We start from the raw sequence: 19325 nt of genomic DNA on the forward strand, positions 1-19325 counted from the left end.
CTATGTTTACAGCAAGAAGGCCAGTATGGATTAAGTTATCCGTACTGGCCCTTTTATAAAATATCAAATTATTTTCGATTAATTTTATTCAATTGCTTATTAATTTCCATTGCACTAATTTTATTCCAAATAATGATTCCAATCCAAACTAAAACATAAATAACAAAAAAATCAATAATTAAAACTATTAAGGAGTACCAGTTAGTAATCCATCCATTAATAAGAAAAGCTATTAAAAAAATAACTGATGTCATAAAAAAATGAATTATATAAGTTAATTTAACTGATATCTTTTCATTTCCAATTATTTGCGAAATGATTCCTGTTAAAAATGATGCTATTAAGATTGTAATAATACTAAAGCGATTATTCGTAAACGGACTAGATTGAATCATTCTTACTATTAAATAACAAAATGAACCAATTAATGTTCCGCTAATACCACTTTTTATCGATAGAATTAAATTTTTTTTCATTAAAGTCCAATCCTTTCCCTTAAATCACTTAAATATCTCCGACTTACAGTAATTTTCAACCCGTTTTTCATAAAAGCAGTCATATTTCCAGAAAAAGAGGCCTCCAACGATGATAGTTGTTTAATATTGATTAAAGAAAATTTGGATATTTTAATAAAATTATGGTTCAAATTCATAAGTATATTTTTCAAATTCCCCTTGGTTTTTATTTCATCAGACTGCATATGAAAAGTTAAAGTTGAATCATTAACTTCCACTGCCACAATCTCTTTTTGATTGACTAATCTGATTTTATCTTCGACCTTAATTGGAAATAAATCAGAACTAGAATTAAGTTTTTCAAGTGTAGCTAATAAATCAATAACTTCTTTACTTAACTCATTACTTTTAACATCAACTTGAATTTCATGATTAATTAAGTTTTGATCTTGAATAAATTTAATTTCCACTAACTAACCTCTTTTTAATGATACCTTTCGTATTCTATTAGATTTCAATATTAAGAATAATAATACAATAACTGCAAAAGAAATCATAATTATTAATTCACTTTTGAAATTTAAAAGTCCATTGATATCGATTTTTACTCCCATCATTTTTTCAAAATAATTAGCAGAAGTGTTTTTAAAAGTAGCGTTTATTTGATGACCCATTAAAATTTGACGATATAAAGATGCATCATAAGGAGCAGGTGTTAATTTCATTAAGTTTTGTGCAAATGTAGGTACAGAACCGATTGGTATATATACTCCAGCGAAAAAACCAGCAGCAGTTCCCACAATAGAATCAACTGTTCCAGCACTTTTAAAATTTTTAACAAATGACAAAATAAAAGCATTTATAATCGTCCAAGTTAAACTACTAAGTATCATAACAGGAACAATCTTTAAAAAGATGTTGAAGCTAAATCTCAATCCATCCGTTAAATTAAAATACAATTGTAAAATTCCGTAAACCATTATTTGCATCAAAATTCCAACTACAAAAGCACTAAATAAATACGATAATTGGATTCGAAAGAAGGAAAGCGGCATAATTGCAAAATCACGAATTCTACCATGATCTTGATCATTTATCATTTGTCCTAAACAATTTAATGTAGTAGTAACCGCTGTAACCGTTAAAGTTCCCCCAATTAACCAAGGATCTAATAGTAGCGTTGTATGGGGAACTGATTGCCAACTAGTTAAAATACTTTGTTTTAAAAAAACTATATATAATACAAAAGAAATTAATGAACCAATTAATGAAAGTAAGACATTTTCCCAACTATTAAAATAAAGTTTTAAATTTCGTTTAGTTAAACTAATCATTTATCTAATTTCCTTTCCCGTTAATTCCATAAAAATATCATCCATGGTGCTTTGACAATATTCAAAATTTTCGATTAAATTTTGTTTTTCTGTTAAAAATTGAATCGCATCATTTTTGGAAATGTTGTTAATCAAATACTGATTTTCTCTAACTTTTTGCATAAGATGACCATTCAGTTCAATATTTTTCTTTGTATAAAGCAATAGCTTGTTTTTAGCATAATTCTTTTTAATATTTTCCACTTTATCATCAAGTAAAATTTTTCCATTATCAATAATATAAATTTTGTCAGAACTTTCAGCTTCTTCTAAATATTGCGTAGTTAAAATAATAGTTGTATTCCACTCTTTTCTTAAACTTTCTAAAATTTCCCAAATCTTAGTTCGTGTTTGAATATCTAATCCAGTAGTTGGTTCATCTAAAAATAAAACTTCTGGACGATGTAATAGAGCTCTTGCAATATCAACCCTTCTTCGTTGCCCACCAGACAAAGTTCCATATCTTTGTTTGAAAAAACTATCAATTCCAATCATATTTACAATTTCGAGTACATTATCTTTACTAATATTTGGATACATCTGTGCCCTTAGAAATAAATTATCCTGAACTGATAACTCAGCATCTAACACACTATTTTGAAAAACAATTCCAATTTTAGCTCGATATGTTTTTTCAATTGGAGTAAATCCTTCTAATTGAATAGACCCTGAAGTCGGTCGGAGTAATCCAGTCAACATTTCAATAATGGTTGATTTACCAGATCCATTTGGCCCTAGAATTGTTACAAATTCACCCTTCCTAATTTTTAAATCAATATGATCAACTGCCACTTTATTTTTATAAACTTTGGTTAATAAATCTGCACTTAAAAAAATCATCTCGATTCCCTCCTTAATTAATGTTTACAATTTAACCTAATTTACTCATTTTGTAATTAAAATTAAGGTATGTGGTATAAATCTGAGTTTTAGTGGTCAAAAAAATAGCTCCAAAATTAAAGAAAAGCCTTCAATTCTGAAACTATTTTTTAAATTTTAATTTTCTAAATCAACTTTTGGTGCTTGCGTAGCAGTGGAAGCACTTTGGAAGAATGGTTTAGTTTTCATTCCAGCACTATTAGCTACAATACTACTTGGGAAAGAAACTACTTTTCGATTATAAGTCTGGACTGCATCATTATAATCACGACGAGTTTGACTAATTCGGTTTTCTGACCCTTCAATCTGCGTCATTAAATCATTAACATTTGAAGAACTGGCCAATTGAGGATAATTTTCGTGAACTGCATTAATCAAGACTTGCGTTTTTGTGTTTAAGTTATCTGCTTGTTTGACCTTATCAGCCGGCGTACTAGCACTATCATATTGTTTTCTTGCATCCGCAATTTGTCCAAATATTTTTTGTTCATTCTTCATATTTCCTTTAACCGCACCAACTAATTGTGGCGTTAAATCAGCTCGTCGCTGTAATTGAACTTCAACATTACTCCATTGCTGATCAACATTTTGCTGACTAACACGTAAACTATTTTGGGACATAATAAACCAACCGCCAATTGCAATTACCAAAAAGGCAATTGCCCCAACAATGCTTAAAGTTATTTTTGTATTTTTAGTCATATTCTTTTCCTTTATTTATACTAAGTTAGTTGTAATTAAAAATTAAATCCGCCACCGTCATCATCGCCAGAACCACCAAAACCGCTACCGAAGTCATCAAAGCCTGAATCACTATCCCCGAAACCTCCCCCCATCGGAGGAAAGTTATTATCATGCCAATTTGAATGATGTAATAACCCAATTGCCCCTAAAAGCAAAGCGGTATTGATTAAACCATGTGTTACAAAGCTTTTCTTTTGCTCATTGGATAAATCATTAATGTATTGGTCTGGATTATAGATGCCAGCTCTTTTCATTTTTGCACGTAAACTAGCATCATGATTAACTTGATAATGCAAGGTAGCATCTGCAAACATGATTTCTAAGGCATCTTGCAACTTGGTTTTAAATTCAGAATCCATATTTGATAAACCAAACCAAGTTAATCGGGAAATTTGTCTAACCGTATCATTGACAAATTGATTTACATTCCCTGGAAAATTATTTTGCAGAGCATAATTTCGAGCAGCTTCGGCAACCACATTAAGATTTGTTCGTTGCCGCTGTTGTAATTGCTTTTTGTAATTAGCTAAGGTTTGATTTGAAATTAATTGTTGCTGATAAAGTGGATTACCTTTTTTAATTTCTAAATTATAATTCTGAGCTAAACTAATTGGTTGCTTTAAATTAAGCGAATTTAATAAATACCACCATTCAGGCATACTTAATCTATTAACGTTAAATCTCTGATCGTGTTGTAGCTCATCAGTTACAAAGTGATTTAATTTTTGCAACAGCTGATTGTTATTAATTCCAGTTTTCGCAAACTTTCTTTGAACTAAGGTATGTTGATCTCGATTTCGCAACTTAGGAAAAAGTAACTTACTTATTGCAAAACTGACTAGTCCAAAACCAATTAATAAAAATAAAACAAACGCAACCTTAGCTTGATTACGTTGAAAAACTGCTACTACACTGTTACTTTTAAGTCCTGGTGTCGTTGGTTGGGAATTATTTACGCTACTAGACTTACTAATTGCACTTTGATGGGCATTTAAATATTGATAAACATTAGTAGCTAATTCATTAACTCCAATACTGTAATCATTTTGCTTAAATGCTTGTTGAACTTTAGCATTTACCAGCTTGGATTTTGCACCATCTGGTAAAGCTGCCTCTAATCCAGTCCCAACTTCCAAACGATTAACATGGTTTTGAGTATCAATAATTAGTAAAATTCCATTATTCCAACCCTTGCGGCCAATTCCAAGTTGTTTCATTTGGTCATGAGCATAATCTTCAATACTAGAAACTCCTTTGGGCAATCCTTTCGTGGTAATTACTGCAAACTGTGGATGTCCCTTTACTTGTTTCAAATTATTCTCGTTAATCGAATCAACTTGTTTAATTGTTGTTTGATTCAAAACTTGAGCATTATCCTTTACCCAAGCTGATTCATGAATTCCATCAGCTTTTGCAACTTGAAATCCACTCAAAACTCCCAAAAAAGTTAATAAAAAAAGAGTCACGATAAAATATTTTTTTACTGTAGCTCTCAAATAATTTACCTCCACTCTTTTATTCTACTTCGTTGCCTTTTTTATCATAATGATCAATAAAATAAATTAGTGTTTGCAGTTCATTAGTCAAATCAACATTGTGAACTCGAATACTTTCTGGCACATTTAATCGAATCGAAGTAAAGTTCAAAATTCCACTTACCCCCGCTTGAGCAACCTGATTAGCCACTTCTTGAGCAACGTTTGCTGGAACTGTCAAAATAACCACACTAATTTGTTGTTCCTTTAATTGATTTACCATTTGGTCCATGGGATAAATGGGAACCCCACCTTGAATGGTATTAATATTTTTCGGATTTGTATCAAAAGCTGCAGAAATTCGAATATTACTATCTTGGTGAAAATTAAAGTTCAATAATGCATGTCCTAAATTACCAACTCCAATCAAAGCAACGTTTGTTAAGCGGTCTTGATGAAGAATATTTTTAAAAAATTCAATTAAATCATCGACATCATAACCATAGCCGCGTTTGCCAAGAGCCCCAAAATAAGAAAAATCACGTCTAATGGTAGCAGAATCAACGTGAATTGCTTCCGCTAATTCATTTGAAGAAACCCGATCTTTTCCGCCATCATGCAGAATATTTAAATAACGATAATAAAGCGGTAGCCTTTTTGCAGTTGCACGTGGAATCTTGGTTTCTGTCATTACATCTTACTCCTTAAAATTTAGATATGTTTTATACTATATCTTACCATAAAAATAAGGCTTGTGAAATTTTAACATTTCAAATTCACAAGCCTTTAGCTATAATATGGTAAAATTAACTGAGAAAGTAGGTGATTTTGTGATTATTTTACAAGCTAATAATCTCACCAAAAGATTTAATGGCGAACCCATTTTTTCTAATCTTAGTTTAACAATTAATTCTAATAGTAAAATTGGTTTGGTCGGACAAAATGGTGCCGGTAAATCAACTCTTTTAAAAATGCTAGTTGGTGAAAGTTCCCCTAGTGAAGGAACGATTAATCAAAAGAAGAATTTATCGATTGGTTATCTTCCCCAAAATACGGGCTTACATTCTGATCGAACCATAATTGCGGAAATGCGATTAGCTTTTTCAGCAATTATTCAAGAAGAAGCTCAATTACACGAACTTGAAGCTCAAATTAGTGATCCCCAAATTAATGGTAATCCAACTAAATTAGCTGAGGTATCGAAAGCTTATGATCAATTACAGGCAGACTTCACCTTAAAAAATGGCTATGGGTATCGTGCTGAAATCAGAACCGTTTTAGCTGGATTTGGCTTTTACGAATCTGATTATGAACGCAAAATTAGTGAATTATCAGGTGGACAGCAAACTCGACTTGCTATAGCAAAGTTATTATTAGAAAAGCCAGATTTGTTAGCGCTTGACGAACCAACTAACCATATCGATATGGAAACAACTGCATGGCTCGAGAATTATCTTCAATCTTATACTGGTGCCCTTTTGATTATTTCCCATGATCGTTATTTTATGGACAAAGTGGTTAACGAAATCTATAACTTAGATCATGGTGTAATGAATTATTATAAGGGTAATTACACTAATTACGTCAACGAAAAAGTACGTCGCCAAGCAATTGACGAAAAGAATTACGAAAAACAACAACGAAAAATCAAAAAAGAAGAAGATTTTGTCCAAAAAAACATTGCAAGAGCATCCACAACTAAAAGAGCTCAGGCCAGACAAAAGCAACTCGATAAGTTAAATGTAATTAATAAACCCAAGTCAACTCATGGAACAGCTCATTTTCGCTTTCATCCAGCACGAAAAAGCGGAAATATTGTTTTAGATGTAGATAATTTAGGCATTGGGTATGATGATGTTGAGTTAAGTTATCCGATTAATCTACATTTGAAAAATCATCAACGAATGGCCATTTTTGGCCCAAACGGAATTGGTAAATCTACTTTTTTAAAAACGATTTTGGGAAAATTACCTAAAATTCGTGGAGATTTTCAATTTGGAACTGGAGTAAGTGTTGGTTATTACGATCAACAACAAGCTAGTCTGCATCCTGAAAAGGATGTTTTACACGAACTATGGGATGATTATCCCACTATTCCTGAAGGTGAAATTCGCTCAATCTTAGGAAGTTTTCTTTTTAGTGGCGAAAGCGTAGAAAAAAGTGTGGCTAATTTATCGGGTGGGGAACGTGCTCGTCTCCTCTTAACTAAACTATCAATGAATCAAGATAACTTCTTAGTGTTGGATGAACCAACTAATCATTTGGACATTGATAGTATTGATGTTTTGGAAAAAGCACTTTTAAATTTTGCAGGAACCATTTTGTTTATTTCTCATGACCGTTATTTCATTAATCGGTTAGCAACCGACATCATGGAGCTTAGTGCTGATGGCTCTAAAATCTATATGGGTAATTATGATTACTATGCTGCCAAAAAAGCCGAGGAAGTCGAGATTGAAGCTCACGAAAGTGAAACTAACCCAACGACGACTACTAAAGTTGCCCCAGTTTCTGATACCAAGCAACGTTACCAAGCTAATAAGGCAGCTCAACGAGAAAAGCGAAAATTATCGCGTTTAATCGATGAGCTAGAAACCAAGCTTACCCAACTCGATGAACAAAAAAATGAAATTGAACTGGCCATGACGCTACCAGAAAACTATAATGATAATAACAAAAGCCAGGCGTTACAAACCCAACTTGATGATATTACCAAGAAACAAACCGAAACCGAAACTGAGTGGGAAAATGCTAGCTTAAAATTAGAAGAATTATAAAAAAGAACCCTAATTAGGGTTCTTTTTTATAATTTTATTGTTCTTCATTTTCTTCCCATTCAAACTCAAGCCCTGGATCAGCATTCAATCCCATATCTGCTTTAGCACCATGGCGCTGCAACATTTCAGCTGCTGCACCAATCATCGCAGCATTATCCCCACAAAGTTTTAATGGGGCTTTGACAAAGTCAACGTCTCGTTTACTTAATTCATAATCTAACTTTTCCCGCAAACCACGATTAGCAGCAACTCCTCCAGCTAAAATAAATTCTTTAGCTGGGTATTTATCTAATGCAAGCATGGCCTTAGTAACCAAAACATCTGTGACCGCATTTTGAAAACTAGTTGCTAAATCAGATTTGTTTAAAGTTTCCCCCACCTGATCAGCATGATGAACCGTATTAATAAATGCACTCTTCAATCCACTAAAACTAAAATCAAAATTATCGTCTTTCATCATTGCTCGTGGAAAATCAAAAGTGTCTTTTCCTTCATGAGCTAACTTATCAACAGTTGGCCCAGCTGGGTAATTAATCCCAATCACTCGACCAATTTTATCGTAAGTTTCACCAGCTGCATCATCACGTGTTTCCCCAATAATTTTAAATTGGCCTTCTGCTGGCATCCACACTAGCTCAGTGTGACCCCCGGAAACAACCAGAGCCAACGCTGGAAATTCAATAGGATGCTCAAAGTTAGTGGCATATATATGTCCAGCAATATGATTAACTGGAATTAATGGTAAATGATGGGCCCATGCTACTACTTTAGCAGCAGTAATTCCAACTAAAAGTGATCCTACTAAACCTGGACCGTATGTAATAGCTACTCCTGTCAAATCATCATAAGTAACTTGTGCTGATAAAAGCGCTTTATCAATACAAAGCGTAATTTGTTCAATATGATGACGACTAGCAACTTCAGGAACTACTCCCCCAAAACGTTGATGACTCTTAATTTGAGTTGCAACAATGTTAGTTAAAATCTCAGTTCCATTTTTAATTATGGAGACACTAGTTTCGTCACAACTAGTTTCAAATGCTAAAATCAAGCTTTTTTGTTTAACTTTATCCATTTTATTTTTTCCCCACGCTTATCTTCCAAAATTTTTTGAGCCGATGTAATTAATTTTATATAAATGTAGTTGTAAACAAACCGCTTCACTACCATCTTTATAAAAATCAGGCTTAATGTTCAATTGAACAAAACCTAAATCTTTAAATAAATCTTGTGTTTTAATATTTTGCACTCGACAAGTAACATCAATTTGTTCCAATCCCATTTGACGAGCTCGTTGAATTACAGTCGTAACTAAGAAGTACCCTAATCCTTGTCCTTGAAGTTCCGGTTTAATTGCAACGTTTTCAATATGAGCACATTTTTCATCTCGACAAAGAGCAATACAAATAAACCCAACTAATTCATCATTTTTTCGTAAAATTAAATAAAAGGAGTTTTTACTATTTTTTAACTCATCTAAAAAGCGAGCTTTGCTCCACTTCAAATCACTAGAATAAGCGGCTTGGTCAAGCTTGAGAATTTCGGGAACATCCGTCATCATGCCCTTTCCCAAGAAATATTTAATGTTATTAATCGTAACCGTTTGATTTTTAAATTGTAATGCTTGATTAATTTTTTCTTCATTACGGTTTTGTTTGTATTTTAAATAAAGTTGCTTAAACTTGTTCAACATAAGATTCGGGACCTTCTCCTGGATGTAATTTTTGCCAATCAGATTCTGCTTGCGTTAGTCGAAGATACTTAGGTACCAAACTTGCAATCTCAGAAATTGGCTTTTGTTGTTCACCATAAATTCCTAGCTTAGAAGCTTGTAGAAGATTGTCAATTCCAACCATTGTTTTAAAACGACTTCCAAAAACAGTTTGTAACCGTTCCGCATATTTGTCAACATCTTCGCCTAAAAAAACAATTGGTTCATCATATTGACTAACTTGTTTTACAAAATCAGCAAATGAGACATGTTGATCAGGAATTATTTCAATTGGTCCCTGTGCCGATGTCCGATAAAGACCTGTAAATAAAATATCATTACGTGCATCAAAAAGTGGCATCACTAATTGGCCTTCTTTTTGCACATTTAAGACTAATGTTAACAAACTGGAAACTGACACCAACTCTAAGTTCAAAGTATCAGCAAGAACTTTACCAATAGTCACAGCTACTCGAAGACCAGTATATGACCCAGGACCCTCAGCGATTACTATTCGATCTAAATCTTCCGGTTGTAATTTAGCTAAGTGCATTAACTTTTCCACAATCTGCATAGCATATGCAGCATGTTTTCGTTGGGTAGTCATAGTAGTAGTTGCTAAAATTTGTTCATTATCTAAAACCGCAATTGAAAGCGGACGATTTGAGGTATCGATTGCTAATACTTTCATTATTTCACTCTCTTAGTTAATTTTTTTCCAATTAATTTCTGCCATCGAACGGGCCTTTCCATCGACCATAATTTGATGAACAGTAGTATTACCGTTATCGATCACATTTACCACGCTAGTCACCTGATCACCATAACGAACTTCATCTTCAAACTTAATACTAAATCCCGTTGGTAAACGATCTTTTTGAAAATCAAATGATAATGTATCACTCATCCAATTAATGTATCTAGTATTACTAACATGACCATTAAAGTCAATATCATTAAAAGTAACTGGGAAATACATAGTTTTGGCATTTTCAGCATCATATTTATGTAATTTGTGAAGTCGTTCAAGTCGTTTAACCTTTTCACTTCCATAAGGAACCACAGCTTCTTCTGGAATTCGAACCATTTTGCGAGTAGTAAGATTCATCATAACCCACAAGCTTTTCACTTCAGCCAAAATATTATCATTCAAATCTCGAATCCAAAAATGACGATTAGCAAAACTTTTTGTATAACTAGTTCCCTGTGTTTGAAGTTTTACGGTTTGACCAGCCTTTGGCAATTGCTTGATATCAACATCGTATTGAATTACTACCCAAGTAACCCCATCTTCTTGAACCTTGGCAGTTCCTAGGTTTAAAATTTGAGATTGATCTTCTGATGCTTGAATTACAATATCTAAAAGATATTGTAATGTAATTGTTTCATGAATGTTGGTTTCAAAATTAGCAATTTTATACGCTTCAGTAAAAATTTTTGCTGCCATTAAGTACCCCTTCTCTCTAAAGCTTATGGAATTGATTATACACATCTTGACGAACTAAGTGATTAAGCTTTGCCACCTTTTTAATTGCCGTATTTGTTTTTTCACCGGTATCAATCAAACGTTGAACTTGATCCTCAACACTTAATTTTAAGCTTTCATCTTCAATTTGGTCCGTATTTAGCTTACCTTCTGGATTACCAGCTACCATAATCACAAATTCACCACGAATTTGATTAGTTTGTGACCATTCAACTAGATCTGTAAGGTTACCTCGAATATACTCTTCATAACGTTTCGTCAATTCACGTCCAAGTACGGCTTTTCGGTTGCCTAACACTTTTTGCAAGTTAGTTAGTGTTTTCTTTAATCGATGAGGGGCTTCGTAGAAGATCAAAGTTGGTTTTTCTTGAGCTAATTCTTCTAATTCAGCAATTTGGTCTTTAGGTTTGCGATTTAAAAATCCATAAAATAAAAATGGTTGTGGACTTAAGCCAGAAGCAATCAAACTCGTCATGCCCGCACTAGCCCCAGGAATACTAACAACTGGAATATTGGCTTCAATACAACGCTCAACCAGTTCGTGCCCTGGATCACTGATCGAAGGCATCCCTGCATCGCTGACTTGAGCAATATTTATTCCACTTTTGATTTTATTAATTAATTCAGGAATTCGAGATTCTGTATTATGTTCGTGAAAACTAATTTGTTTAGTTTTTATATCAAAGTGATTTAATAACTTTTGCGTATTACGCGTATCTTCGGCTGCAATTAAATCAACTTCCTTTAATAAATTAACTGCTCTAAAAGTCATATCTTCTAAATTACCAATCGGAGTTGGGATGAGATATAACTTACCACTGTCACGTTTTTCAAAACTCGTTTGAGTTTGTAAAGTCATTTTACTTACCTTTCTCCATAGATAATTTGCGTACAAAAAATACAACTTTCATGCCGTAATCGACGTTTCCCATATGATTCGTTACAAACATGGAAACCTTCATTATATAATTTTTCTAACAATTTTTTAGATTTAGAAAGTCCTTGAACTCCTTCACTCTTCTTATTAGAATTTTCAAGTAAATTTCTTAAATGTTCATTTTCAATTTTTAGCTCTGAGTTTTCTTCCAACACTGCATTCATTTGCTCACGAACTTCATCAATTTTAGTAACCATTTGTTTAAACTGAATGGATAGCTTATCCATTCCATCATTCATTTTATCAATATTCAATTCGGCTACCCTTTCATTTTAGTTAAACAATCTAACGTAATTACTTCTAAAATATTTTGAAAACTAACGTTAATTTGTTGTTTTTTGGCACTATTCAATATGTTATCAATCATACTGATTAATTGTTGGTCTGACAATTGATTAGCAACTTGTTCAATTACGTTGTAGATGTTACCAAACGCTAATTGATTAGCAGAGGTCGCTTTAAATTTAACATTAAAAACATCTCTAAAAATTAAACACATCATCTCAATTGTCATTTTTTGATCTTCACGATCACGAATTAATGGTAAAAAGTTTGTTTGAATTAAAGGAAATGCTTGATAGTCTTGAGTTGCTAACATTTTAAACCAGGCTTCAACTTGTTGTTTCATATTAATCACCCAGTTATCTTCACATAATCGATCAATTACAGTTGTATCACTAGTTAATTGTAAAACTAAATTCAAAGCCGTTGGCGTAAGTTGCTTACCTTCTGCATATTTTTCAAGTATTTCAGGATTAATTTTAGGCAATTCAACTAATTGTGTCCGCGACTGAATCGTCGGTAATAACTTATGATAATCATCCGTTAGCAGAAATGAATTTACGTTACCTATCGGTTCTTCTATAAATTTTAAAAGACTATTGGCAGCTCCATTGGTCATCAAATCAGCACCATCAATGATAAAAAGCTTACGATTCCCTTCCACTGCACTTTTAGAGAATTCTTGCTTTAAAGTACGAATTTGTTGAACTTTAATAGTTCGTCCCTCTGGCCTTACCAACATAACATCTGGATGCTCATCTAGAGCAATTCGGACACATTCGTTACAAATCCCGCAAGGCATTCCCTGTGGGTTCAAATGCTGACAAAATAAGCGCATGGCAATTGTCTTTGCCACGGCAATCTTTCCAAGCCCAGCTGCTCCCGAAAATAAATAAGCATGACTTAGATCTTGATCAGCCACTACTTGCATAAAGTGCTGCGTTAATTTTGGTTGGGCAACCATTGCTTGTTTAATCAGTTTTGTGGCTTTAGTTTCGTTTTCCATTAGAAACGGTAAAAGTTATCCATTGGAAGGACCATGACCGTCGCCCCACCAACTTGAACTTCAACTGGATAAGAAGTATCACTTATACTACCAGCAAGGTTAATTGGAGGAGTAACGTATTGGTCGCGTGCCTGACAAGACTCTTTAATGACATCCAATACTGTTTGAACGCGATCTTCATCAATTCCAATCATAAAAGTTGTGTTTTTAGCTTTCAAAAATCCACCCTTAGTTGGTAACTGAGTCGAGGTGATTTTTTTATCATTTAAAGCTGCTTGTAAAGTTGAAGCGTCTTTTTCTTGAATAATTGCAAGGACTAATTTCATAATTTTCTCCTAATTAAAATATTCTGGGACACGTGCCTCAATTATGGTTAAAACATCTGATACCACTTGTGCTACTGGTTGGGTTGCATCAATTTTAACCACTTGGTCTGGATGATCTATAGCAATTTGTTCATAAGCATCATGAACTTTTACATAGAATTCGTGTTGTTGTTGGTCTAGTCGATTAACTTCGTTAGCTCGATGTTGCATGATTCGATCTAAACCCACCTCAATAGGAACATCGAAATAAATCGTTAAGTCTGGTTTCAAACTGTCTGTGGCAAATTGATTTAAATCCCAAATGGCCTGTTCTCCAAGTTCACGTCCAGCACCTTGGTATGCAACGGAACTTTCAACATAGCGATCACATAATACTAACTTGCCAGCCTGTAAAGCAGGAAACACCTTATCAACTAAATGTTGACGTCGAGCTGCTGCAAATAATAAAGCCTCAGTTCGGGCATCCATATTATTATTCTTGCTATCCATAATAATATTACGAATTTCTTCAGAAATTACATTTCCTCCTGGTTCTCGGGTTGTCACCAAACGCTTACCTAGATGAGGCTTAATTTTTTTGATAATTTCTTTTAGAGCAGTAGTTTTTCCTGCTCCTTCACTGCCTTCAAAAGTAATTAATTTCCCGTTCATCCATCACCATTCCCATCGTTTCTTACGTTAATTTAATTGTACTTTAAGTTAAATTCATTGTCTATTTTCAGCCAAACAAAAAAGACTAATTACTTAGTCTTTTTGATTTTTTATTCAGCACTTAAACTAACAACTGGATCAACTTTAGCTGCCTTACGAGCAGGCGCTAATGCAGCTAGAAGGCAAATGACAACTGACACAACGATTCCAAAGACTGCATTTCCAGCAGTAATTTGAATCAATGAATAGTGAATGGCTGAATCAGAGATATGATTGATTCCAAATTCTACTAGATAACTAATTACATCGGCAAATAATGAGGCAAATAAACCAATAAAGAATGATTCAAAGATAAAGAGATTGCGAATGTTTCCCTTAGTGAAGCCTAATGCTCTTAAAATACCAATTTCCTTGGTTCTTTCTGAAACACTGATATAAAGTACCACAATAATCATAATTGCTGAAACCAATAATGAAATTGCAGCAATTGCAGTTAATACAGAAACTGCAAGATTTACATAGATATTCAACGTCGAAACAATACTTCCAGCACCAGTAATCATAAGGTTATGCTTTCCTTGACTGTTCTTGATTGATTTAATTGAATTTTGAACTGGTTCAACATTTTGCACTCCACCATCAATATCAACAGCTAAGAAGTTTGGCTTAAATGATAAATGATTGGCTTCAAACATCGATTTCAAAGTATCATATGAAACTGAAGAACCTTGACCATCGGCAATTCCACTTACTTTAACTTCTCTTGAAACAATTTGTGGTTGTGAGTTACCATCAACGACATTTACATATAAGGAAAGGGTCTTTCCCTTCATAGCATAAGGATGCTTTTTATTTAATTTTTCAGCATCACTTTTGCTAATTAAAATTTCGTTTTTTTCAGGAGCAGTTCCAACTTTAATAGTGTTCTTTTTGATAGTGTTATTAAAAGTTTGTAAAAAACTTAAGCTAGCACTCTTACTTCCAGACTTTAATTGACCACCACCCATGGCATAGTAACCATTGGTAATCTTTTTAACCCCTTTAATTTTTTTAATACTATCAACATCATGCTTACTAAAATTAACCTTCGAAGCTTGATCATCATTGGCTTTTTTCTCAGTGACTTGAATAGTATTAGGATTAACTTGAGAATAAATTTCATGATTAATGTAACCCTTTACTCCATTACCAAGGCCTAACATAATTACAACACTAAATATCCCAATTGAGGCGCCAAAAGTAATTAATAAATTACGTTTTAAGTTGTAAGTAAAGTGATGCCATGCCATTATGGCAATTGACTTAACACTGGCTACTTTGGACTTAAAAGGACGGGGTTCATCTTTAACCGGAAAAGCAGGCTTCAAAATTTGATCATCATCAATTAAACCATTGGCAAGATGTACAATCCGAGTCCCATAATTAGCGACAATTTGAGAATGCGTAACCGCTAAAACTAATTTACCATCTTTGGCAATGTCATTCATTAATTCCAAAATTTCTTCCGTATTTTGCGCATCTAGAGCACCCGTTGGTTCATCTGCAATGATGATATCAGGGTCAGATGCTAACGTCCGTGCAATTGAGACCCGTTGCTTTTGCCCACCTGATAATTGGTTAGGATATTTGTTTTTATGGTCACCAAGTCCCACTTTATCAAGTAATTGGTCAGCACGTTCTAACTGTTGCTTATGTGAAAGATTGGTCATTTCTAAAGAAACTAACACATTTTCCCGCACGGTTAAGTGACTAATTAAGTTAAAACTTTGAAAAATAAATCCAATTGTACTTCGACGATATTCATCTAGTTGTTTAGCAGTATCATGCTTCAATGATTTTCCTTCAATTAAGACATCTCCGGAATAATCACTGTCTAGTCCAGCAATAATATTCATCAAAGTGGTTTTTCCCCCACCTGATTCACCTAGAATTGAAACAAATTCACCGCGTTCGAAACTCAAATTAATGCCCTTTAAGACTTCGAATGCTTGGTCATCAACATGATATGTTTTTTTAATATCATTTAGTTGCAAATAGGCCATCTTATTCTCCTTTTGTAATGAAAGTTTACATTTATTACATTGTACCTGAACAATTACAAATTACAAAGGAATATTATCTTAATTATTGGGCATAATTTTTAATTATTTTGTTTAAAGTAGGTATAACATTTGTTTCACTTCGGGAATTATAGTATTTAGCAAACCGCTCATCATTTGTATATAATTCTGCCATGGCTAAGTGATAATCAGTTGTATATCTATCATTGAAAATTTTCAACCACTGTTGATGTTGGATAAAAGCTTTTTTTGCTGTATCACTATCTATGCTTAATCCTTTTTGATTGATTAAGTCTAACTTTTGTAGTAAAGACTTTTCTAAGTCTTTACTCATTTCGTATTGTTTCCTAGTTAAACCCTTAAACTGATTTACTGCATATTGGTGTTCATTTTCACCATATTTTTCATCAATTTCTTTTCCATACTTACTTTCATTTTGGCTAATCAAATCGCTTTTTAATGCTGAAAATTTTTCTTCACTACTCAATTTAACTTCTCCTTTATAATAACTAATCGTTTTCTTTAAATTACTTAACAATTGTTGCTTTTGTTCGACTTCTTTTTCCAATAGAACTTGCTGACTTTTTAATAAATCCACAATATTATAATCAGATGAAATAAGCATTTGCTTGATTTTTGCCAAATCAAACCCAAATTGTTTAAAATAAAGAATTTGCTGTAATCGATCTAACTCTTTAACACTATATTTTCGATATCCATTGTCATTAATTAAAATTGGTTTTAATAAATCAATTTTGTCATAATATCTAATTGTTCTTGGAGTTACACCAGATAATTCTGCTAATTGAGAAACCGTAAATAAATCATCTTCCATCTTATTATTATCCTTTCTACATTAAATATAAGCGATGACGTAACGTTAATGTAAAGTTAAAAAAAGAGATTTCGTCATAATGACAAAATCTCTCTTATTAAAATAAACTATTTTAAGCGGGAATAAAACTAATCATGATTCCACCAATAATTACGAGTGAAAGACCTATTGCAATATAAACCAATTCACGTTTAGTTTTATGTTCATGAAGGACGATAATTCCACCAACCGTTGAAATTACCACACATAGTTGTGATAAAGTAAATCCGGTTGCTACCCCATTAAGTCGGGTAGAAATTAAGTAGAATAAAGCACCAAATCCAAAGAGGAACCCAGTAATAATATTCTTATATGAAGTAATTTCTTTAAAGGGGTTGGTTTTATTTTTGATTAATATACTAATTCCAAAAATTGTCCCCATTACCAACATTCCAATTGTTTGAGGTAAGAAGGCCTTAAAACCATCTGCATTAGAAACCTTAGGAAAAGCAGAATATCCGATATAACCTAAAGTACCTATAAATAGAATCAAAAGTCCGCTAGTCATATTTTTATTTATTGCTGCTTTTTCGGTAGGTGAAAGTTGCTGACCATTTTCTGATTGTTTAGTAGTTAAGATAATTCCAACAATAATTAAAATAATTGCGGCAAAACCAGAAAGCTTTGGCAATAGTCCAGCCCATTCACCAAAGAAAATAATTCCAGTTAGTGACGTTCCAACTAATTGCATTCCGGTCGAAATTGGCATGGTTCGTGAAACACCCATTTTTTCAAATGCAATGTATTGAGTAAATTGACCTAAAGTCCATGACATTCCTGACAAGAAACACCAGAAAAATGAAGAAGCTGAAAGCTCAGGTCTTGTAAATGCGTATAACCCAAGGGCAATGATGAACGCTCCATACGTGGTTCCTAACAACTGATTAATTGGCTTTCCTCCAATTAAACTGGTTGCAATTGGTAAGATTCCCCAACCAATTGCTGGAAGTAATGCAATTAAAATATTCACTAAAATCACCTTTCGTTTGTCTAATTACTGTACATTTGCAATCACGCTTAGCATATCATAATCTGAACTAGAATTGAATTAATCCTAAAAACAGTCCGGTCATGAATGACTGGACTGTTTTTAGGAACTAATTATCATAAACATTGGACTGAATCCAATTATTTTTTAAATTTCGTTTTCGAATTTGTCGATACATAAATTCGTATTTTTGTTTCGCTAATTCAGTTTGCGCAATAATCTGGTCATCAACATCAGCAATCGCCATTTGGGTCTGCTGTGCTTGATCCCAATCACTTTTCAAAAGATTAATTGACTTCAATAATTCTTCATCATACACTTGCTTAAAATCTTTTTTCTTATTAAATCCAAACATTTGAATTCCTCACATTTCAGTTCGACCTTCAACTGCTTTGAATAAGGTCATTTCATCGGCATATTCAATATCACTACCAACTGACAATCCGCGAGCAAGTCTAGTTACTTTAATTCCAGCCGGTTTCAACAAACGAGCCAAATACATGGCTGTTGCGTCTCCTTCTGGAGTAGCATTAGTGGCCACAATTACTTCTTTGATAGCTTCATTTTGCTGTAATCGTTGAATTAGGGAACTAATGTTAATGTCATCAGGTCCTTTACCTTCCATTGGTGAAAGCACTCCATGCAATACATGATACAAACCATTATAATCCTTCATTTTTTCCATCGTAACCACATCTTTTGGTTGTTCTACTACCAGAAGTTTGGTTTGATCTCGATTAGGATCAGCACAAATATCACAAGGATCATCTTCAGTAATGTTGCCACAAATAGAACAAAGCTTTAACTTTTCTTTGGTATCAGTCAATGCCTGGGCAAAACTAATCACATCGTCTTTGTTCATATCAATCGTATAAAAGGCTAGCCGAGTAGCAGTTTTTTGACCAATTCCAGGCAAGTGCATATAGCTATCAATTAGCTTGGCCACTGGTTCTGGATATTGCATTTATTTTCCCTCTTTAAAGTCCAGGAATATTCATTCCTTGTGTAAATTGACCCATTTTACTTTGAGTCGTGTCATCAATTTTAGCTAAAGCATCATTTACGGCACTCAATACTAAGTCCGATAACATATCGGGGTCATCAGGATCAATTGCTTCTGTCTTGATTTGCATATCTTTCATACGACGATCACCACCAAAGGTTACCGTAACTAATTCTTCTGGTGAAACCCCGGTAAAATCGCTGTTTTCAATTTCACTTTGTTGAGCTGCCATTTTTTTTTGCATTTCTTGGGCTTGTTTCATAATTTTACCCATATTCATACCATTCATTGCCATGTT

Annotated in this window: 23 protein-coding genes; 1 reads left to right on the plus strand and 22 read right to left on the minus strand. The window is 33.3% G+C overall.

Annotated features, from left to right (window positions below; genetic code table 11):
* Positions 1-68: 68 nt before the first annotated feature.
* The 7 genes from AC0GLY_RS04875 to AC0GLY_RS04905 form a co-directional block, all read right to left on the minus strand.
* Positions 69-476: a DUF3021 family protein gene (locus AC0GLY_RS04875; protein ID WP_496611071.1), complete on the minus strand. Its 408-nt coding sequence runs from the start codon at positions 474-476 to the stop codon at positions 69-71.
* Positions 476-925 carry a LytTR family DNA-binding domain-containing protein gene (locus AC0GLY_RS04880; RefSeq protein WP_496611072.1) on the minus strand — a complete coding sequence of 150 codons (450 nt, stop codon included), beginning with the start codon at positions 923-925 and terminating at the stop codon, positions 476-478. The genes AC0GLY_RS04875 and AC0GLY_RS04880 overlap by 1 nt, the downstream gene beginning before the upstream one ends.
* A 3-nt stretch (positions 926-928) precedes the next feature.
* Positions 929-1789: an ABC transporter permease gene (locus AC0GLY_RS04885; protein WP_496611073.1), complete on the minus strand. Its 861-nt coding sequence runs from the start codon at positions 1787-1789 to the stop codon at positions 929-931.
* A complete protein-coding gene (locus AC0GLY_RS04890) occupies positions 1790-2668 on the minus strand; it encodes an ABC transporter ATP-binding protein (RefSeq protein ID WP_496611074.1) in 879 nt (292 codons plus the stop codon).
* 156 nt (positions 2669-2824) lie between these two features.
* On the minus strand, positions 2825-3409 hold the full coding sequence (locus AC0GLY_RS04895) for a LemA family protein (RefSeq protein WP_496611075.1): 585 nt from the start codon (positions 3407-3409) through the stop codon (positions 2825-2827).
* 35 nt (positions 3410-3444) lie between these two features.
* Positions 3445-4947 (minus strand): TPM domain-containing protein, encoded by a 1503-nt coding sequence (locus tag AC0GLY_RS04900; protein WP_496611076.1) that lies wholly within the window; start codon positions 4945-4947, stop codon positions 3445-3447.
* Between the two features lie 19 nt (positions 4948-4966).
* Positions 4967-5617 carry a redox-sensing transcriptional repressor Rex gene (locus tag AC0GLY_RS04905; RefSeq protein WP_496611077.1) on the minus strand — a complete coding sequence of 217 codons (651 nt, stop codon included), beginning with the start codon at positions 5615-5617 and terminating at the stop codon, positions 4967-4969.
* A 139-nt stretch (positions 5618-5756) separates the two neighbouring features.
* On the opposite strand from AC0GLY_RS04905, the gene AC0GLY_RS04910 reads away from it, so the two are divergent.
* Positions 5757-7703 carry an ABC-F family ATP-binding cassette domain-containing protein gene (locus AC0GLY_RS04910; protein ID WP_496611078.1) on the plus strand — a complete coding sequence of 649 codons (1947 nt, stop codon included), beginning with the start codon at positions 5757-5759 and terminating at the stop codon, positions 7701-7703.
* Between the two features lie 34 nt (positions 7704-7737).
* Here AC0GLY_RS04910 and tsaD read toward each other — a convergent pair whose 3' ends face one another.
* From tsaD to AC0GLY_RS04985, 15 genes are all read right to left on the minus strand, one after another.
* Positions 7738-8778 carry a tRNA (adenosine(37)-N6)-threonylcarbamoyltransferase complex transferase subunit TsaD gene (gene tsaD, locus AC0GLY_RS04915; RefSeq protein WP_496611079.1) on the minus strand — a complete coding sequence of 347 codons (1041 nt, stop codon included), beginning with the start codon at positions 8776-8778 and terminating at the stop codon, positions 7738-7740.
* An 18-nt stretch (positions 8779-8796) separates the two neighbouring features.
* Complete coding sequence (locus AC0GLY_RS04920) at positions 8797-9396, minus strand: GNAT family N-acetyltransferase (protein WP_496611080.1); 600 nt, start codon at positions 9394-9396, stop codon at positions 8797-8799.
* Complete coding sequence (gene tsaB / locus AC0GLY_RS04925) at positions 9380-10105, minus strand: tRNA (adenosine(37)-N6)-threonylcarbamoyltransferase complex dimerization subunit type 1 TsaB (protein WP_496611081.1); 726 nt, start codon at positions 10103-10105, stop codon at positions 9380-9382. Before tsaB ends, AC0GLY_RS04920 begins: the two co-directional genes overlap by 17 nt.
* A 12-nt stretch (positions 10106-10117) precedes the next feature.
* On the minus strand, positions 10118-10861 hold the full coding sequence (locus AC0GLY_RS04930) for an acyl-[acyl-carrier-protein] thioesterase (RefSeq protein WP_496611082.1): 744 nt from the start codon (positions 10859-10861) through the stop codon (positions 10118-10120).
* A 16-nt stretch (positions 10862-10877) separates the two neighbouring features.
* The gene (gene rsmI, locus AC0GLY_RS04935) at positions 10878-11759 is read right to left on the minus strand and encodes a 16S rRNA (cytidine(1402)-2'-O)-methyltransferase (protein WP_496611083.1); all 882 of its coding nucleotides are present in this window, start codon (positions 11757-11759) and stop codon (positions 10878-10880) included.
* A 5-nt stretch (positions 11760-11764) separates the two neighbouring features.
* Entirely contained in the window at positions 11765-12091 is a 327-nt protein-coding gene (locus tag AC0GLY_RS04940; RefSeq protein WP_496611084.1) for a DNA replication initiation control protein YabA, read from the minus strand.
* 5 nt (positions 12092-12096) lie between these two features.
* Positions 12097-13125: a DNA polymerase III subunit delta' gene (gene holB, locus AC0GLY_RS04945; RefSeq protein WP_496611085.1), complete on the minus strand. Its 1029-nt coding sequence runs from the start codon at positions 13123-13125 to the stop codon at positions 12097-12099.
* The gene (darA, locus tag AC0GLY_RS04950) at positions 13125-13451 is read right to left on the minus strand and encodes a cyclic di-AMP receptor DarA (RefSeq protein ID WP_496611086.1); all 327 of its coding nucleotides are present in this window, start codon (positions 13449-13451) and stop codon (positions 13125-13127) included. Before darA ends, holB begins: the two co-directional genes overlap by 1 nt.
* Positions 13452-13460: 9 nt before the next feature.
* Complete coding sequence (gene tmk, locus AC0GLY_RS04955; RefSeq protein ID WP_496611087.1) at positions 13461-14102, minus strand: dTMP kinase; 642 nt, start codon at positions 14100-14102, stop codon at positions 13461-13463.
* Between the two features lie 110 nt (positions 14103-14212).
* Complete coding sequence (locus tag AC0GLY_RS04960) at positions 14213-16144, minus strand: ABC transporter ATP-binding protein/permease (RefSeq protein WP_496611088.1); 1932 nt, start codon at positions 16142-16144, stop codon at positions 14213-14215.
* Between the two features lie 82 nt (positions 16145-16226).
* Entirely contained in the window at positions 16227-16997 is a 771-nt protein-coding gene (locus AC0GLY_RS04965; protein ID WP_496611089.1) for a MerR family transcriptional regulator, read from the minus strand.
* A 112-nt stretch (positions 16998-17109) separates the two neighbouring features.
* Positions 17110-18006 (minus strand): GRP family sugar transporter, encoded by an 897-nt coding sequence (locus tag AC0GLY_RS04970; RefSeq protein ID WP_496611090.1) that lies wholly within the window; start codon positions 18004-18006, stop codon positions 17110-17112.
* A gap of 127 nt (positions 18007-18133) precedes the next feature.
* The gene (locus AC0GLY_RS04975) at positions 18134-18379 is read right to left on the minus strand and encodes a YaaL family protein (RefSeq protein WP_496611091.1); all 246 of its coding nucleotides are present in this window, start codon (positions 18377-18379) and stop codon (positions 18134-18136) included.
* 9 nt (positions 18380-18388) lie between these two features.
* The gene (gene recR, locus AC0GLY_RS04980; RefSeq protein WP_496611092.1) at positions 18389-18988 is read right to left on the minus strand and encodes a recombination mediator RecR; all 600 of its coding nucleotides are present in this window, start codon (positions 18986-18988) and stop codon (positions 18389-18391) included.
* A 13-nt stretch (positions 18989-19001) separates the two neighbouring features.
* On the minus strand, positions 19002-19322 hold the full coding sequence (locus AC0GLY_RS04985) for a YbaB/EbfC family nucleoid-associated protein (RefSeq protein WP_496611093.1): 321 nt from the start codon (positions 19320-19322) through the stop codon (positions 19002-19004).
* Positions 19323-19325 lie beyond the last annotated feature (3 nt).

The sequence above is a fragment of the Fructilactobacillus sp. YLN 2507 genome (genome assembly GCF_059614085.1).

Excerpts from the sequence above, each read along its gene's own strand:
- AC0GLY_RS04965 (WP_496611089.1), bottom strand. The coding sequence starts at position 16,997 with ATGGAAGATGATTTATTTACGGTTTCTCAATTAGCAGAATTATCTGGT.
- tsaB (WP_496611081.1), bottom strand. The coding sequence starts at position 10,105 with ATGAAAGTATTAGCAATCGATACCTCAAATCGTCCGCTTTCAATTGCG.
- rsmI (WP_496611083.1), bottom strand. The coding sequence starts at position 11,759 with ATGACTTTACAAACTCAAACGAGTTTTGAAAAACGTGACAGTGGTAAG.
- AC0GLY_RS04885 (WP_496611073.1), bottom strand. The coding sequence starts at position 1,789 with ATGATTAGTTTAACTAAACGAAATTTAAAACTTTATTTTAATAGTTGG.
- tsaD (WP_496611079.1), bottom strand. The coding sequence starts at position 8,778 with ATGGATAAAGTTAAACAAAAAAGCTTGATTTTAGCATTTGAAACTAGT.
- AC0GLY_RS04875 (WP_496611071.1), bottom strand. The coding sequence starts at position 476 with ATGAAAAAAAATTTAATTCTATCGATAAAAAGTGGTATTAGCGGAACA.
- AC0GLY_RS04985 (WP_496611093.1), bottom strand. The coding sequence starts at position 19,322 with ATGGCAATGAATGGTATGAATATGGGTAAAATTATGAAACAAGCCCAA.
- AC0GLY_RS04975 (WP_496611091.1), bottom strand. The coding sequence starts at position 18,379 with ATGTTTGGATTTAATAAGAAAAAAGATTTTAAGCAAGTGTATGATGAA.
- AC0GLY_RS04890 (WP_496611074.1), bottom strand. The coding sequence starts at position 2,668 with ATGATTTTTTTAAGTGCAGATTTATTAACCAAAGTTTATAAAAATAAA.
- AC0GLY_RS04895 (WP_496611075.1), bottom strand. The coding sequence starts at position 3,409 with ATGACTAAAAATACAAAAATAACTTTAAGCATTGTTGGGGCAATTGCC.
- AC0GLY_RS04930 (WP_496611082.1), bottom strand. The coding sequence starts at position 10,861 with ATGGCAGCAAAAATTTTTACTGAAGCGTATAAAATTGCTAATTTTGAA.
- recR (WP_496611092.1), bottom strand. The coding sequence starts at position 18,988 with ATGCAATATCCAGAACCAGTGGCCAAGCTAATTGATAGCTATATGCAC.
- AC0GLY_RS04960 (WP_496611088.1), bottom strand. The coding sequence starts at position 16,144 with ATGGCCTATTTGCAACTAAATGATATTAAAAAAACATATCATGTTGAT.
- AC0GLY_RS04920 (WP_496611080.1), bottom strand. The coding sequence starts at position 9,396 with ATGTTGAACAAGTTTAAGCAACTTTATTTAAAATACAAACAAAACCGT.
- tmk (WP_496611087.1), bottom strand. The coding sequence starts at position 14,102 with ATGAACGGGAAATTAATTACTTTTGAAGGCAGTGAAGGAGCAGGAAAA.
- AC0GLY_RS04905 (WP_496611077.1), bottom strand. The coding sequence starts at position 5,617 with ATGACAGAAACCAAGATTCCACGTGCAACTGCAAAAAGGCTACCGCTT.
- holB (WP_496611085.1), bottom strand. The coding sequence starts at position 13,125 with ATGGAAAACGAAACTAAAGCCACAAAACTGATTAAACAAGCAATGGTT.
- darA (WP_496611086.1), bottom strand. The coding sequence starts at position 13,451 with ATGAAATTAGTCCTTGCAATTATTCAAGAAAAAGACGCTTCAACTTTA.